Source organism: Streptomyces sp. CB01635 (assembly GCF_002803065.1).
Lineage (GTDB): Bacteria > Actinomycetota > Actinomycetes > Streptomycetales > Streptomycetaceae > Streptomyces.
The window spans coordinates 325584-341518 of record NZ_NNBL01000001.1; the positions used below are offsets into that span (position 1 = coordinate 325584).

General features: G+C 71.7%; 15 protein-coding genes. 8 read left to right on the forward strand and 7 right to left on the reverse strand.

Annotated features, from left to right (window positions below; genetic code table 11):
- Positions 1-40: 40 nt before the first annotated feature.
- Both CG723_RS01355 and CG723_RS01360 read left to right on the forward strand, forming a co-directional pair.
- On the forward strand, positions 41-1609 hold the full coding sequence (locus tag CG723_RS01355; RefSeq protein WP_100591289.1) for a DUF6519 domain-containing protein: 1569 nt from the start codon (positions 41-43) through the stop codon (positions 1607-1609).
- Positions 1609-2502, forward strand: coding sequence for a peptidoglycan-binding protein (locus CG723_RS01360; protein ID WP_100591290.1), 894 nt, complete (start codon positions 1609-1611; stop codon positions 2500-2502). Before CG723_RS01355 ends, CG723_RS01360 begins: the two co-directional genes overlap by 1 nt.
- Positions 2503-2660: 158 nt before the next feature.
- On the opposite strand, the gene CG723_RS01365 is transcribed toward CG723_RS01360, so the two are convergent.
- From CG723_RS01365 to CG723_RS01380, 4 genes are all read right to left on the reverse strand, one after another.
- Positions 2661-3521 (reverse strand): polysaccharide deacetylase family protein, encoded by an 861-nt coding sequence (locus CG723_RS01365; protein ID WP_100591291.1) that lies wholly within the window; start codon positions 3519-3521, stop codon positions 2661-2663.
- Positions 3522-3614: 93 nt separating this feature from the next.
- Complete coding sequence (locus CG723_RS01370; RefSeq protein WP_100591292.1) at positions 3615-4478, reverse strand: ABC transporter substrate-binding protein; 864 nt, start codon at positions 4476-4478, stop codon at positions 3615-3617.
- Positions 4479-4627: 149 nt separating this feature from the next.
- Entirely contained in the window at positions 4628-5452 is an 825-nt protein-coding gene (locus tag CG723_RS01375; protein ID WP_234374121.1) for a polyphosphate kinase 2 family protein, read from the reverse strand.
- A gap of 213 nt (positions 5453-5665) precedes the next feature.
- Entirely contained in the window at positions 5666-7066 is a 1401-nt protein-coding gene (locus CG723_RS01380) for a PhoX family protein (RefSeq protein ID WP_100591294.1), read from the reverse strand.
- A gap of 179 nt (positions 7067-7245) precedes the next feature.
- Between CG723_RS01380 and CG723_RS01385 the strand changes: the two genes are divergently transcribed.
- Positions 7246-7788 (forward strand): hypothetical protein, encoded by a 543-nt coding sequence (locus tag CG723_RS01385; protein ID WP_100591295.1) that lies wholly within the window; start codon positions 7246-7248, stop codon positions 7786-7788.
- A 12-nt stretch (positions 7789-7800) separates the two neighbouring features.
- Here CG723_RS01385 and zapE read toward each other — a convergent pair whose 3' ends face one another.
- Positions 7801-8892 carry a cell division protein ZapE gene (zapE, locus tag CG723_RS01390; RefSeq protein WP_100591296.1) on the reverse strand — a complete coding sequence of 364 codons (1092 nt, stop codon included), beginning with the start codon at positions 8890-8892 and terminating at the stop codon, positions 7801-7803.
- Between the two features lie 37 nt (positions 8893-8929).
- Between zapE and CG723_RS01395 the strand changes: the two genes are divergently transcribed.
- The 4 genes from CG723_RS01395 (at position 8930) to msrB (ending at position 12252) form a co-directional block, all read left to right on the forward strand.
- Positions 8930-9703, forward strand: coding sequence for a pyrimidine reductase family protein (locus tag CG723_RS01395; protein ID WP_100591297.1), 774 nt, complete (start codon positions 8930-8932; stop codon positions 9701-9703).
- Between the two features lie 144 nt (positions 9704-9847).
- Complete coding sequence (locus CG723_RS01400; protein WP_100591298.1) at positions 9848-10321, forward strand: indole-3-glycerol phosphate synthase; 474 nt, start codon at positions 9848-9850, stop codon at positions 10319-10321.
- 115 nt (positions 10322-10436) lie between these two features.
- Positions 10437-11831 (forward strand): UDP-N-acetylmuramate--L-alanine ligase, encoded by a 1395-nt coding sequence (gene murC / locus CG723_RS01405; protein ID WP_100591299.1) that lies wholly within the window; start codon positions 10437-10439, stop codon positions 11829-11831.
- A gap of 13 nt (positions 11832-11844) precedes the next feature.
- Positions 11845-12252, forward strand: a complete 408-nt coding sequence (msrB, locus tag CG723_RS01410; protein ID WP_100591300.1) for a peptide-methionine (R)-S-oxide reductase MsrB — start codon at positions 11845-11847, stop codon at positions 12250-12252.
- A 19-nt stretch (positions 12253-12271) separates the two neighbouring features.
- Here the strand turns inward: msrB and CG723_RS01415 are convergent, their stop codons facing one another.
- The gene (locus CG723_RS01415) at positions 12272-12733 is read right to left on the reverse strand and encodes a hypothetical protein (protein ID WP_100591301.1); all 462 of its coding nucleotides are present in this window, start codon (positions 12731-12733) and stop codon (positions 12272-12274) included.
- 172 nt (positions 12734-12905) lie between these two features.
- Between CG723_RS01415 and CG723_RS01420 the strand changes: the two genes are divergently transcribed.
- The gene (locus tag CG723_RS01420; RefSeq protein WP_442802506.1) at positions 12906-13781 is read left to right on the forward strand and encodes a pentapeptide repeat-containing protein; all 876 of its coding nucleotides are present in this window, start codon (positions 12906-12908) and stop codon (positions 13779-13781) included.
- Between the two features lie 22 nt (positions 13782-13803).
- On the opposite strand, the gene CG723_RS01425 is transcribed toward CG723_RS01420, so the two are convergent.
- On the reverse strand, positions 13804-15870 hold the full coding sequence (locus CG723_RS01425) for a prolyl oligopeptidase family serine peptidase (protein WP_100591302.1): 2067 nt from the start codon (positions 15868-15870) through the stop codon (positions 13804-13806).
- Positions 15871-15935 lie beyond the last annotated feature (65 nt).

The window sequence follows — 15935 nt, forward strand, 5'->3', positions numbered from 1 at the left end:
CGACCCACCCGCACTTTCCTGAACCAGGGGGACCCCCTTCATGCACGCTGATCTCTCCCGTCTCACCTTCCACCCGGAGCGGCACTACTCCGCGGTCGTCGCCCAGCAGGGCCGCGTCCAGCTCGACGCCGACGCCAACGAGCAGACCGCGATCCAGCTCCACCAGGCCCGCACCCTCGCCGCGGACCTGATCGGCCGCTACGGCGGGCCGCGGGACGCGGCGGGCTTCCGCATCGAGTACGTGGGCGGCAAGCACGACATCGACACCCTCTACATCCACGGCGGCCGTTACTACGTCGACGGCATCCTGCTCGACGCGGACCGCCCGGCCCCCGGCACGCCCGTGCCGGACGAGGACGCCGAGAACGCCATGGACACGGAGGGCGCGGAGGACACGGCCGCCCCGCCCTCGTACTGGACCTACTGGGACCAGCCCGACGCCTACCGCGACGCGGAGAAGCCAGGCGACCGGCTGCCCTCGCCCGCGCAGTCGCCGTTCGTGGTCTACCTGAACGTGTGGGAGCGGTCGGTGAACGCGGCCGAGGACCCGGCGCTGCGCGAGGTCGCCCTCGGCGCGGCGATGCCGGACACCGCGGCCCGCGTCAAGGTGGTCTGGCAGGTGCTGCCGCTGTCTCTCGCGGCGCTGGCGATCGAGGACGCCGACCCGTCGAAGGAGGTCGTCCGCGCGGCCTTCGACAAGTGGGCGCAGAGCCAGGCGGCGACCACCGCCCGGCTGGCCGCCCGCAGCGAGCGGCCCGACCATGCCGACGAGGACCCGTGCCTGGTCAGGCCCGATGCCCGCTACCGCGGTCCGGAGAACCAGCTGTACCGGGTCGAGGTCCATGCCGGTGGCGAGGCGAAGGACGCCACCTTCAAGTGGTCCCGTGAGAACGGCTCGGTCGTCTTCCCGGTCGACGAACTGGACGGCACCTGGGTGCAGTTGGCGTCCCTCGGTCACGACGACAAGCTCGACCTGGACGTCGGCGACTTCGTCGAGTTCACGGACACCGCCTGCGCCTCCCGCCTGGAAGCCCTGCCCCTGCTGCGCGTCGAGGAGCTCGACCTGCCGGGCCGCCGCGTCCGCCTCTCCGCCGAGCCCGGGCCGGGCGTCGGCCGGCTGCCCCACCTGCACCCGTTCCTGCGCCGCTGGGACCACCGCGAGGGTCCGAAGCGCAGGGGCCGTACCGCAGCCCTGAAGGGCGGCGCCGTCCCCGTCACGGAGGGGGAGTGGCTGCCTCTGGAGGACGGCGTCGAGGTGTACTTCGCCAAGGGCGGCACCTACCGGACCGGCGACCACTGGCTCGTCCCCGCCCGCACCGCCACCGGCAGCGTCGAATGGCCGACGGACCCGGCGCGTCGCCCGTTGCTCCAGGGGCCCGCCGGCGTCGCCCGCCACTTCGCCCCGCTGGCCCTGGTCAAGGGCGAGGAGAGCGCCGTCGACCTGCGCCTCGCCTTCGGCCCGCTCGCGATCGGCATCCCGGCCGCGGACGAGGCGACCCTTGCGGCGGAGGAACAGGCACACCGTGAGGAGCTCGCGGCCGAAGGCCCCTCGCACAGCAGGTCGCAGACCACCGCAGAAGCGGAGTCCGCCGTGGAAGGAGACGAGTGATGGCCACACCTCTGAGCGCGTCCAAGCTGGTGGAGATCCTGCGTAAAGAGGGTCTGACGGTCCACGAGGTGCGCAGCTGGCGCACGCACAACCGCAATACGAAGGGTCCCTGGGGCCCGGTGAACGGCGTGATGATCCACCACACCGTCACCTCCGGCACGGACGCCTCCGTGAACATCTGCTACAACGGCTACTCGGGCCTGCCGGGGCCGCTGTGTCACGGCGTCATCGACAAGAAGGGCGAGATCCACCTCGTCGGCAACGGCCGTGCCAATCATGCGGGGCTGGGCGACAGCGACGTGCTGCGCGCCGTGGTGAACGAGTCGAAGCTGCCGCACGACAACGAGGCCGACACCGACGGCAACCGGCACTTCTACGGCTTCGAGTGCATCAACCTCGGCGACGGCAAGGACCCCTGGCCCGAGGCGCAGAAGGAGGCCATCGAGAAGGTGTCCGCCGCGATCTGCCGTCACTACGGCTGGAGCGAGCGGTCGGTCATCGGCCACAAGGAGTGGCAGCCGGGCAAGCAGGACCCGCGCGGCTTCACGATGGACAGCATGCGCAAGCGGATCGCCGACCGGCTCGCCGGAAAGTCCCAGGGCTCCGACCCCAAGCCCGACCCGAAGCCCACGCCGTCCAAGCCGTCGCACGCTCCGTTTCCCGGCAGCGGCTTCTTCCACAACGGCCAGAAGTCCGCGGTCATCACGGCCATGGGCCGCCGCCTGGTCGCCGAGGGCTGTGACCACTACGAGGAGGGGCCGAGCCCCGAGTGGACCGATGCCGACCGCAAGTCCTACAAGGCCTGGCAGCAGAAGCTCGGCTTCAAGGGCAAGGACGCGGACGGCATTCCGGGCAAGACCAGCTGGGACAAGCTGAAAGTCCCGGCGTCCTGAGAGCCTGACCGCCCTGCCCGCCTACGCCGGTTCGGCGTTGGTGGGCAGGCCCGCGGGTCGGAGACTCCGAAACGGCCGACGCGACCACGAAAGGCCATGACTCCCAGGGGCGTTTGGATCACGCCGGGCTCGCGGGGGTCTGATCCAGACGAAAGCCCCTAGCGCCTGGCCGTCGACCCGATCAGCTCCGACACCCGCACGAACCGGTACCCGCGTTCCCGCAGCCTCGGTACGACGGCGCGCACCGCGGCTTCCGTGGTGGGCGCCGCGCTGCGGGTGCAGTGCATGACGACGACCGAACCGGGCCGCACCCCGTCGAGCACCTGCTGTGCCACCGCGCCCGAGTCCGTAGCGAACGCGTCCCCGCTCACCACGTCCCACTGCACGGCAGTGACGCCCGCCGGGGTCAGCTTCCGCAGTACCTCCTGGTCGTAACACCCGCCCGGGAAGCGGAAGTACGGCACCGTGCGTTTCACACCGGCCTTGCGGAAGGCGGTGAAGGCGCGCTCCACGTCCGTCCGCATCTGCGCGGGCGGCATGGTGGGCAGGCCGTAGCACTCACCGGTGAAGGCGTAATGGCTGTACGAGTGGTTGGCCACCTCGAAGAGCGGATCGCTCCCGATCGACTTCGCCTCGGCCGGGTACTCCTCGGCCCACCGCCCGGTCATGAACACGGTCGCGGGCACCTTCAGCCGGCGCAGTGTCGCGATCAGGGCCGGGTTGTCGAAGTGCTCACCGGCCGCGGCGCGGGCGCCCTCGTCGGCGGTCATGTCGGCGTCGAAGGTGAGGGCCACGGTGCGGTCCCGCGGGTGGGGCGCGCTCTTGAAAACGGGGGTGAGACCGGCGGGGCCCGGCGCGAGCGTGGGCGGGCGCGAGGGCGCGGCGGACGCGGAGGCGCTCGCGCTCACCACCCCTCGCCCCGGGTGCCCGGCGGAGTCGCCGCTCCCACCGCAGGCGGCAGTTCCAGTCCCCAGCGCGCCCAGGGCGCAGACCAGTGCAAATCTCCGTACATAGGTCATCACGCGGCGACATTAAACGTACTAATGCGATTAATTACGCACCGTGCCGCGTGTGCGGTGCGGCGTCGGGCCAGGTGGGCGAGAGGTGAGGGCTCAGGTGTCCCGCAGCGCTCTGCTCACCTGGTCGAAGAAGCGCGCGTGCGCGGACTCGCTCGCCGGGAGTTCGGGGTTCCAGGGGAGCAGGCGTGCCCCGGCCTCGACCTGCTGCCAGTACGGGTTCGCCGCGTACTGCTCGCACGGGGACGCGTTCGCGCGGGAGTCCACGAGCACGATGTCGGGCGCGAGCGCGGCGGCCTGTGCCCACCCGGTCGTGTTCCAGTTGGCGCCCGGCCCCTGCGGCGGTTCGACGGTCCGTACGCCGAGAGCCGTCAGCGCGCTCAGGTCGGGCCACTTGGCGGGGCGTGCCAGATGGACGCTGTCCGGGCCGCCCGGCGACAGGGCCAGCACCCGCCCCGTATTGTCCCGCGCGGTCTGCTCCAACTCCCGCATGGTGCGCTCCAGTTCGGCCCCGCCCCGGTCCCGCGCCCCGAGCGAGCGCGTCAGCTCGGCGAAGCGCTCCCTGACCGCGGTGAGCGAACGGCCCTGACCGATGTCGACCACGACGACCGGGACGTGCTCCTCCAGGTGCTTCGCCACGTCCGGATCGACGCCGTACACCTGACCGCCGCCGTAGGTGACGGCGACGACGAGGTCGGGCTCGGCCGCGAGCACCTCCTCCAGCCCCACGCTGTGGCCCGCCCCCAGGTACGGGACCTCGTCGAGCGGCAGCGTCCCTGCCTTGGCCGGGTCGGCGAGATCGCCGTCGTGGAACGAGCCGAAGATCCCCACCGGCCGTATCCCGTGGTCCCACAGGGTGGCGCCGGCCTGTATGTAGGCCACCACCCGTAACGGCACGTCCCCCGCGGCCGCCACATGCCCGCGGTCGTCGGTGAACTCCCAGACTGCGTGTCGTTCCATGTGTCCGTGTCCTTGTCCCTAGGGGGCGACGTCCTGAAGGGCTCATGGGCCCGGCAGGACCCCTAAGACCCTGCCCAGGGGGCGGGATCGGCACGCTCGGTGATCAGCCGCATTTGTGGGCGGCGCCGGTGAGGTACGGAAACCCCGCCTCACCCCTGCGCGAGCAACTGCTCCCGCGCCCCGGCCACGTCGAAGTCCGCCTTCGGGTACGTCGGGTCCAGCGCCTCCAGATGCTCCAGGAGCAGCTTGCTGACGGCCCAGTTGCGGTACCACTTGCGGTCCGCCGGCACGAGGTACCAGGGCGCGTCGTCCGTCGAGCAGCGCTCCAGTGCGATCTCGTACGCCTCCTGGTACGCGGGCCACAGGGCGCGGTCCTCGATGTCGCCCATGCTGAACTTCCAGTGCTTGTCCGGGTTGTCGAGCCGTTCCAGCAGCCGCTCGCGCTGCTCCTCGTACGAGATGTGGAGGAAGCACTTGACGACCGTCACGCCGTCCTCGGCCAGCGACTGCTCGAAGCGGTTGATCTGGCCGTAGCGGCCGCCCGCTTGGCGGCGCGGGACGAGGCCGCGGACGCGGGCGGCGAGCACGTCCTCGTACTGCGAGCGGTCGAAGATGCCGATCTCGCCGGGCTCGGGGAGCGCCCGCATGATGCGCCACAGGAACGGGTGGCCGCGCTCCTCGGGGGTCGGCGCCTTGAAGGCCTTGATGCGGCAGCCGGAGGGGTTGAAGAGGCCGATGACGTGCTTGACCGTGCCGCCCTTGCCGCTGGTGTCCATGCCCTGGAGGATCAGCAGGACCCGGCGCCGGTCGCCCGCCGTTCCGGAGGCCCAGAGGCGCTCCTGCAGGTCCGCGAGGCGTTCACCCATACGGGCGGTCGCCTCCAGGCCGGCGGTTTTGCCGGAGGGGCCGGCGGGTGTCGCCCGCGCGTCGAAGGACGCAAGATTCACGGGCTTGCCCGCGGGGATGCGCAGCAGCTCACGAAGCGCGACGGGCGACTTCGAGCCGGAGGACTTCCCGGACGGCTTCCCGGGGGCCTGTCCGGCCTTGGCCCGGGACTTCCCGGCGCTCTTGGCCGGCTCACCCTTGCCCTTGCCCTTGCCGTTCCGCTTCGTGTCCTTGTCGGCCTTGGCCACCGCGCACCCCTTCCCGTCAGGTCCCTCGATCGTGCGACGTACCGGGCGCCTGCGCTACCGCTGCCAGGGCCCTGTCACGGCGAAGGTCGTCCCGGGCGTGTAGCAGTTGACGTACATCGTGTCGCCGTCCGGGGAGAACGTGACGCCCGCGAACTCGCCCCACGCCGGTTCCTGCGCCGTGCCGATGTTCTGGCGCCCGCGCGCCATCGCGTACACGTCGCCCTTACGGGTCACCCCGAAGACGTGCTGCGCGCCCTCGCCGTCCTCGCACACCATCAGGCCGCCGCTGGGCGCGAGGCAGATGTTGTCGGGCTCCTCGCCCGGCAGCTGGACGTCGGTACTCGGGCCGAAGACGATCACCAGCGTGAGGCGGCGCCTGCTCGGGTCGTAGCGCCAGATCTGCCCGAAGTGATCGGCCGCCGAGCCCTCCGCGCTGTGGGCGAAGGAGGAGACGAAGTAGACGGACGAGCCGCCCCAGTAGCAGCCCTCCAGCTTCTGCGCGTGCGTGATGCCCTTCGTGCCGAAGTCCTGGAGGCGGATGGGGGTCTGCGCGGCCAGCGGGTCGGGTACGTCGACCCACTCGATGCCGTCGAAGGTCGCGCCCGTCTCCTGGATCACGGACAGGTCGGGCACCCCGGGTACCCGCATCGCCTGGAGCGTTCCGCCCGCCCGCAGGGAACCGAGGCCGCCCTCGGGCTTGTTGGGCAGGAAGCGGTAGAACAGGCCGAACGGCTTCTCGAAGGCGTCCTCGGTCTCGTAGACGACGCCCCGCTTCGGGTCGATCGCGATCGCCTCGTGCTGGAAGCGGCCCATCGCGGTCAGCGGCACGGCGCCCGAGCGGCGCGGGTCGGCCGGGTCGACCTCGAAGATGAAGCCGTGGTCCTTGGTGTAGCCGTTCGTGCCGGCCTTGTCCTCGGTCTCCTCGCAGGTCAGCCAGGTGCCCCAAGGCGTGTGCCCGCCAGCGCAGTTGACGGCCGTGCCGGCGATGGCGACGCGCTCCGACAGGACATTGCCCCGATGGTCGAGCGTGAGCGCCGTACAGCCGCCCTTGCCCATCGGGTCGTAGGTGAGCCCCTCGACGGTCGGCACGGCGATCTTCGCGGTGACGCGGTTCTCGTGGTTGCGGACCAGGTGGACCCGGCCGTGTCTGCCCTCCAGGGCCGTCATGCCGTCGTGGTTGCTGGGCACCTTGCCCTCGCCGGAGCGCAGCGGGTCGCCCTCGCGTGAGAGGACCTTGTAGCGGAACCCCGCGGGCAGGTCGAGCAGCCCGGCGGGGTCGGGTACCAGCGGGCCGTAGCCCTTGTTGCCGAGGCTCTGCGCGGCGGCCGTGCCCGCGAAGAGCTCGGAGAGGCTTCCGGCGAAGGCGATGGCGGCGACGGAAGCGCCGCTGCGCGCGAGGACCTGACGTCGTGTTGCGGGGGACTGAGCGGTACGTGCGGTACGTGCTTCAGACATGGGGCAACCTCCTGCTGGCGGACAGGAACTGTGACCCGGCTGTGTCTATCACGGCCCATTCGTCACGGGAACCACGCGCGTAGCAGTGTCAGGTGGGGGGAGGTTGCTCGTGTAACCGCTCTACTGTCCCGTTGCGTACGGCTCAGGGGGGCCGGGCGGGTGGCGGACGAGGAGGGGCAGTGAAGGTGCTGCTGCGGGCGGTGCGCGCGATCGACCGGGTGGTGGTCCGGGCCTTGGTGAACCGCGACCGGAGCCTTGCCCGTGCGCCGCGGCGTCCTGGCCGGGTCCAGGCCTACGGCCAGCGGTATCCGGTGCGCGCGGGTGGCTTGCTGGGGACCGCGACGGCGGCGCTCATGGTGGGGATCTGCGCAGTCGCGGGGTGGCGGTTCACGGGGGCGGCCGATGCCCTGGCGCTCGTCGCCATCGGGGCGGGGGCCGGCCTTCTCCTCGCCCTGACGCTGCGGTGGGAGCGCATGGCCAAGGAGGCCCTTGAGCACATCGACCGCGCAGAGCCGTTCAAGGCGTCATCGGTCCGGAGCGCTGTCGCCTGGATCGCCGGTACATGGGTGGTGTTGACGGTGATGTGGTGGAGCGAGGACGCGAGGCAGGGCAGTGATGCCGACTGGCTTGTCAGTGCGGTGTGCGCCGCTGTCCTGACGGTGCTCGTCAGCTCGGCGGGCTTCGTGGTCGCGCTTGTGACCGGCAGGCGGCGCAGCAGGTGACCCCGGGCGGCCCTATGCGTGCACCAACCCCTTCGCGTCCCGCGCGAGCGCGGTCAGCCGGGAGATCGCACGGAAGTACTTCTTGCGGTAGCCGCCGTTCAGCATCTCCTCGCTGAACAACTGGTCGAAGGGGAGGCCGGAGGCGAGCACGGGGATCTCACGGTCGTAGAGCCGGTCGGCGAGCACGACGAGGCGCAGCGCCGTCGACTGGTCGGGGACCGGCTGGACGTCGGTCAGGCAGACCGCATCGAGGTCGTCCGTCAGGGCGCCGTAGCGGCTGGGGTGCACGCGCGCGAGGTGGCCGAGCAGATGCGGGAAGTCGTCGAGCGAGGCGCCCTGGGTCGCGTACGCCGCCTTCGTCACCTGTTCGTCGGAGAACGGGGCGGGTGCCTCGGGCAGGCCGCGGTGGCGGTAGTCGTCGCCGTCGATCCGCAGGGGACGGAAGTGGGCGGACAGGCCCTGGATCTCGCGCAGGAAGTCGGCGGAGGCGAACCGGCCCTCACCGAGCTTGCCCGGCAGCGTGTTCGAGGTCGCGGCGAGCGCGACGCCCGCGTCGACGAGCTTGCCGAGCAGGCTCGACACCAGGACGGTGTCGCCCGGGTCGTCCAGCTCGAACTCGTCGATGCACAGCAGCCGGTGCTCGCCGAGCGTGCGTACGGTCTGCTGGAAGCCGAGCGCGCCCACCAGGTTCGTCAGCTCGACGAACGTGCCGAACGCCTTCTGCTCGGAGGCCGCCGGGGTGGCGTGCCAGAGGGAGGCGAGGAGGTGGGTCTTGCCGACGCCGTAGCCGCCGTCCAGATAGACGCCGCGGGGCCCGGTGGGGGCCGCGGGCTTTTTGGCGAACCACCTCCGCTTGCCCGAACCGCTCGCGTGGGCGCCGCCGAGCCCGGCCGCGAAGCCGCTCAGGACCCGCACCGCCTCGGTCTGGCTGGGCTGATTGGGGTCCGGGATGTACGTCTCGAAGCGGACCGAGTCGAAGCGCGGCGGGGGCACCATCTCGGCGACCAGACGGTCCGCGGGGACGAGCGGCTCACGGGCGCACAGGGACAGCGGGGCCGCGTCGGCTATCGGACTCTGGGCCGGGGCGGTGGTGGAGGACGACACAGCACCCAACTCTAGACGCCGTGCGACACTGCGTGACATGCGACGCCTGTTCCCTGTGACGTACGAAACAGCAGATCACGCGGCCCACGAAGCCCGTGAATGGAGTCTCGACGAGCTCGCGGACGCCTATGCCTACCCCGCCGGGCAGGACGTCTGGCTGCGCGCCAACATGGTCTCCACGCTCGACGGTGCCGCCCAGCACGACGGCCGCTCGCAGGGCATCTCGAGCGCCGCCGACATGCGGATCTTCGGCACCCTGCGCGGTCTCGCGGACGCCGTCCTGGTCGGTGCGGAAACGGTCCGCCTGGAGGGCTATCGCCCGGCACGCGCGCGTGAGGCCTTCGCCGGGCGCAGGGAGGCGGCCGGACAGGCACCCGCCCCGGCCATCGCGGTGATCACCGGGAGCCTGAACCTCGACTTCTCCCTTCCGCTGTTCACCTCCCCCCTCGTTCCCACGTTCGTGGTCACCGGCGCCGGGGCGCCGCCCGACCGGCTGGACGCCGCACGCAAGGCGGGCGCCGAGGTGCTGATCGTCGGCGAGGGCACCACCGTCGAGCCGGAGCGGGCGGTCCGGGCGCTCGCGGAGCGCGGGCTGACCCGGCTGCTCACGGAGGGCGGACCCCGCCTGCTCGGCCAGTTCGTGGCCGCACAGGTGCTCGACGAACTCTGTCTGACGCTGTCGCCTATGCTCACCGCCGGAGACGCCCAGCGGATTGCCGGGGGACCGTCCCTGACCGTCCCCGAACGTTTCGAGATGGCTTCTGTACTGGAAGAGGCCGGGTTTCTGTTCACCCGATACCGTCGGAGCTGACAATCGGCGGAATCTGCCGTTCCGTTTACCTTCCGCTGGGCACACTAAATCTCGCAGACCCCGTGCGGCCACGGGGCAGGATGGTTTCCGCAGGGACCGGTCGAGAGTCGACGGCCCACGGAGGAGAGAAGAAGGGCGCCTGTCGTGTTCACGAGCGTATTGATGATCGAGAAGGCCCTGACGTCCGCCGACGTGGAGTTCGTCACCACCTTGCACGGTGACGAGGAAGTCACTTTCCATGTGCTGCTCCAGCCCCGCGGCGACCAGGCCGACCGCCTGCTGCGGGCCATCGACGACGTTGCCATGGGGGAGCTCGACGACGCGGCGAAGGAAAGGGACGTACCCGAGGGCCAGGACGCCACGGAACCCGGCGAACAAGCACTCCAGGTCTCCCTCACCGCACTCCACCAGGCCGGCTGCCAGGCAGAGGGCCGTCTCGTCGAGGACCACCCCCTGGACGCCCTGAAGTCCCTCGTCGACGAGATCGGCGCCGACGAGGTCATCGTCCTGACCGACCCGCACTACGTGGAGGAGTTCTTCCACCGCGACTGGGCCTCGCGCGCCCGGCACAAGGTGGGCGTACCGGTTCTGAAGCTCTTCTCCTACAGCAAGGCGTAGGGCCGTCTCGCCGCCGGGGCGGTACGGGGTTGCGCGGGCGGGGTGCACGGAGAAAGTAGGCTGAGCCTGCCCGCACAGTGGGCACGCAGCAGCACACCGTCCCAGGGAGAAACCAATGGCACCCGGCCTGCCCACCGCCATGGACCGACCGCACTTCATCGGCATCGGCGGCGCCGGAATGTCGGGCATCGCGAAGATCCTCACGCAGCGCGGCGCCCAGGTCGCCGGCAGCGACTCCCGGGAGTCCGCCACGGCCGAGGCGCTGCGCTCGCTCGGCGCCACCGTCCACATCGGCCACGACGCCGCGCACCTCGCGCCGGACGCCACCTGCGTCGTCGTCTCCTCCGCGATCCGCGCCGACAACCCCGAGCTGGCCCGCGCCGCCGAGCTCGGCATCCCGGTCGTCCACCGCTCCGACGCGCTCGCCTCCCTCATGGACGGCCTGCGCCCCATCGCGGTCGCCGGCACGCACGGCAAGACGACGACCACGTCGATGTTGGCGGTGTCGCTGTCCTCCCTGGGCCTCGACCCCTCGTACGCCATCGGCGGCGACCTCGACGCCCCCGGCTCGAACGCGCTGCACGGCGAGGGCGAGATCTTCGTCGCCGAGGCCGACGAGTCGGACCGCAGCTTCCACAAGTACGCGCCCGAGGTCGCCATCGTCCTCAACGTCGAGCTCGACCACCACGCCAACTACGCGTCGATGGACGAGATCTACGAGTCCTTCGAGACCTTCGCCTCCAAGATCGTCCCCGGCGGCACGCTCGTCATCGCCGCGGACCAGTCCGGCGCGGTCGAGCTCACCCGCAGGCTGCGCGACACGACGTCCCTCAAGGTCGTCACGTACGGCGAGTCCGAGGCGGCCGACGTCCGCATCCACAAGGTCACCCCGCGCGGTCTGACCAGCGAGGTCACCGTCCTCCTCGACGGCAAGCTGCTCACCTTCACCGTCTCGGTCCCCGGCCGCCACTACGCGCACAACGCGGTCGCGGCGCTCGCCGCCGGCGTCGCGCTCGGCATCCCCTCCCGCAACCTGGCCGCGGCCCTGAAGTCGTACACCGGCGTCAAGCGCCGCCTCCAGCTCAAGGGCGAGGAGAACGGCGTACAGGTCATCGACTCGTACGCGCACCACCCCACCGAGATGTCCGCCGACCTCGAGGCGATGCGCTCGGCCGCGGGGGACTCCCGGATCCTCGTCGTCTTCCAGCCCCACCTCTTCTCCCGCACCCAGGAGCTCGGCAAGGAGATGGGCGACGCCCTCGCCCTCGCCGACGCGTCCGTGGTCCTGGACATCTATCCGGCCCGCGAGGACCCGATCCCCGGCATCACCAGCGGCCTCATCATCGACGCGGCCCGCGCGGCGGGCGCCGACGTGGACGCCGTTCAGGACAAGGCGACCGTGCCCGACGTGATCGCGGGAATGGCCAAGCCGGGCGACCTTGTTCTCACCATGGGCGCGGGTGACGTCACGGAGCTCGGCCCGCAGATCCTGGATCGCCTTGCCAAGTGAAGGACTGAGCTGAATGTCGTACGACGTCGAAAAGCCGGACGAGGAGTGGCGCGCGGAACTGACCCCGGCGGAGTACGCGGTACTGCGCCAGGCCGGCACCGAGCCCGCCTTCGTCGGTGAGTACACGGACACCAAGACCCAGGGCGTCTACTCCTGTCGCGCGTGCGGCGCGGAGCTCTTCACCTCGGACGAGAAGTTCGAGTCGCACTGCGGCTGGCCGTCCTTCTTCGATCCGAAGGACACGGACGCCGTCGAGCTGATCGCGGACCGCTCGCACGGCATGGTCCGCACCGAGGTGCGCTGCGCCCGCTGCGGCTCGCACCTCGGCCACGTCTTCGAGGGCGAGGGCTACCCCACCCCGACGGACCAGCGGTACTGCATCAACTCGATCTCGCTGAAGCTGGCACCGGAAGCGGGCTGACCGGGGCCCCGGCGGAGGCTCAGTCCTCCGCCGGCGTCTCCGGGCGCATCATCGGGTGGACGACGCCAGGGAAGACACGGGCCCGGACCACCGGCTCCGTGGAGCCCCCCTGCACGACCGTCTCGGCGATGCCCCACGGGCGGCCGGGCAGGACGACGGTCAGTGTGTACGAGGACGCGCAGCCCATGCAGTCGTACTTGTCCATCCACGTCTCGACGTCCGTGAGACTGCCGGGGGCCCGGCCCACGTGACGGTGGCGGGCGTGACAGCGGTCGCACTTCTCGCCGGGCTCGCACGTGCCGCCGCAGGGGCAGGGGACGTCGAGGGACTCCGCGGGCCGCCAGCGCTGGGTGCGCACGGCCTCCGCGGTGGCGCCCATGTCCTTCATCGCCTTGAGGTTCTTCGCGGCGACGACGTACGACTCTCCGGTCGACGTCATCCGGCTCCGGATCACGTGCTTGCGTCCGCGGTTCGTCGTCATCTGGTTCCTCCTGGGTTCACGCAGCCCGCCAGGAGGCCCACGAGATCGTTCCTCCCCCACGGTACCGGGCCCGGCGGGTGACCCGGGCCCGCGCCGGTCCGCCGCCCGCGCCATCGGGGAGAATGAGGGCCCCACGCCGCAGACACCACGTACACGTAGGAGACCGGGCCCGTTGTCCCAGAAGCGCGAAACCCGACCCGAGGCCGTGGCGTCCGATGGCCCCGGCGCCGTTCCGGAGGCCGGGCACCGGCGCCGGCTCGATCTGCGCGCCGACTGCGGGAACTGCTTCGGGCTGTGCTGTGTCGCGCTGCCCTTCGCCAGGTCATCCGACTTCGCCGCGGACAAGGCCGCGGGCCGGCCGTGCCACAACCTCCAGCACGACTTCCGCTGCGGCATCCACACCACGCTCCGTGACAAGGGCTACTCGGGTTGCACGGTCTTCGACTGCTTCGGCGCCGGTCAGCAGGTGTCACAGGTCACGTTCGGCGGCGAGGACTGGCGTACGTCGCGCGGGACCGCGCGCACGATGTTCGACGTCTTCCCCGTCATGCGCCAACTGCACGAACTGCTCTGGTACTTGACCGAGGCGCTGGAGCTCGACCGGGCCCGCCCGGCGCACGCGGAGGTGCGGCGCGCCCTCGACGGGATCGAGGAGCTCACCCGCGCCGACGCCGCCACCCTCGCCGCGGCCGACGTCCCCACCCTCCGCGGCGAGGTCAGCGAGACGCTCCTGAAGGTCAGCGAACTCGTACGGGCGGCCGTGCCCGGCCGAAAGAAGAACCGCCGGGGCGCCGACCTGATGGGCGCCCGCCTCCAGGGCGCCGATCTGCGGGGTGCCAACCTGCGCGGCGCCTGTCTGATCGCGGCCGACCTCACCGGCGCCGACCTGCGCGAGGCCGACCTCATAGGGGCCGACCTCCGCGACGCGCGCCTTCAGGGCGCCGATCTGACCGGCAGCATCTTCCTCACGCAGGCGCAGGTCAACGCGGCCCGCGGGGACGGCTCGACCAGGATCCCGGCCACCATGAGCCGCCCCGCGCACTGGTAGGCACGCGCCTCTCGGCGAGTGGTCAGACCCCCAGGGACTTCTTCAGGAAGTCGAGCTGGAACAGCAGCAGATTCTCCGCGACGCCCTCCTGCGTGACCATGTGCGTCGCGCCCGGCAGGGGGAGTACCTGGTGGCTGCGGCCCGCCGCGAGCAGCGCCGCCGACAGGCGCAGGGTGTGCGCGACCGCCACATTGTCGTCGGCGAGCCCGTGCACCAGCAGGAGCGGCCGGCGCAGCAGGGGCGCGTCGGCGATCAGGGAGCAGCGCTCGTAGTTCTCGGGTTCCTCGTCGGGATGGCCGAGATAACGCTCCTTCCAGTGCGTGTCGTACAGCCGCTGGTCGGTGGGCGGCGCGCCCGCGACCGCCGCGTGGAAGACGTCGGGCCTGCGCAGCACGGCGCCCGCGGCCAGGAACCCGCCGAACGACCAGCCGCGGATCGCGACCCGCGTCAGATCGAGGTCGGGGAACTGCGCCCCGGCCGCCTGCACGGCGGAGACCTGGTCGTCGAGGGCGTGCGTCAGGATGTCGCCGCGGATCTCCTTCTCCCACGCGGGGCCGCGCCCCGGTGAGCCGCGCCCGTCCGTGACCAGGACCGCGAAGCCCTGCTCGGCGAACCACTGCGACAGATGCGCGGGCCAGCCGAGGCCGCGCGTGGCAACCAAAAGGTGCTGGCCCCCGTACGGGTTCACCAGGACGGGGAGCGTGCCGCTGCCCGGTGTGTGCCACGACGGCAGGAACAGCTGGCTGCGCAACTCCCGCTCGCCGAGCCGCAGATGAACGGGCCGCGTGGGGACGACGGGGCGCTCGGCGAGCGAGGAGATCTCCCCGACGGGCTTGCCCTTCTTCGTCACCTCCACGGTCGTGCGGTCCTCCCGGCGGCTCACCAGGACCGTGGTGCCGCCCGCCGAGACGGCCGTGTGCACGCCCGGCGTGTCCGTGAGCCTGACGCAGCCCGCGTCGGGCGCCCACGTCCACACATGGGTCTCGGTGGGCTCGTCGCCGCCCTCGAACAGCACCGACTCGCCTTGTACGCCCAGGACTTGGCGGACCTGAAGGCCCACCGGGGTCACCGGCTTCCCGGCCACGACGAGGCGGCGGGTGTCCTGTTCGTCGCGGGTGGTCACCAGTGCGCCGGACGCCGTGCGGCACGGGGCGCCGGGGACCAGCTCGACCCAGGCCGCGTCGAGCTGCTCGTCCAGGAGGCGGGTGGCGCCCGTCGCGGGGTCCACGGCCAGCGTGCGCAGCGTCCGCTGGTCGCGGCTCTGCACCGCGGCGAACGGGCCGTGCGCGTCCCACCCGGCGACGGGCACATACTCGAACGCCCCACGGTCCCAGTCCACTTCGGCCCGCGAGCCGTCCAGGTGCAGCAAGTGGAGCGACACGTCGGCGTTGGCCGTGCCCGCCGCCGGGTAGCGCACGGCGCGCGGCGGCGCTGAAGGGTCGGCGGGGTCGGAGAGATACCAGCGCTGCACACGCGACGTGTCCACGCGCGCCGCGAGCAGCGCGCCGCCGTCGGGCGCCCACCAGTGTCCGCGCGCCCGGCCCATCGACTCCGAGGACGCGTGGTCGGTCAACCCGTAGGTGATGTCAGGGCCTTCGGGCGCCGCGAGCAGCCGGTCCTCGCCGTTGAGCGTGACGACGTGCAGGGCGCCCCCGGTGACGTACGCGACCGAACGGCCGTCGGGGGACAGGCGCGGGTCCACGACCGGGCCCGCCGCCGACACGGGGAACGGGACGCCGTCCGCGACACGCACCGCCCAGAGCGCTCCCGACAGGGCGTACACGACGGTGCGGCACTCGGCGTCGGCCGAGTACGAGACGAGCCCGACCGCGCTCTCCCGCGCCCGCTCCCTGCGCACGCGCTCGGCGGCCGGCACGTCACCTGCGCGCGCGGTGCGCGAGACATTCACGAGGACCCGCTCTTCACCGTCCTCGTGGAGCCACAGGGCGCTCACGGGGTCGGCGCCGCCGCCCGTGCGCAGGAACAGGACGCGCCGGCCGTCGGCCGAGACCGTGAACCGGCTCGGGGCGCCCAGGGCGAAGCGGCGGGTGCGGGCGTACTGGCGCGGGAACTCTCGGGCATCGTCCATGAGGGCACTCTGACATGCCCCGCTGACACCCCGTCGGGTGGACGACGGGGGCGTGCCCCCGCTCG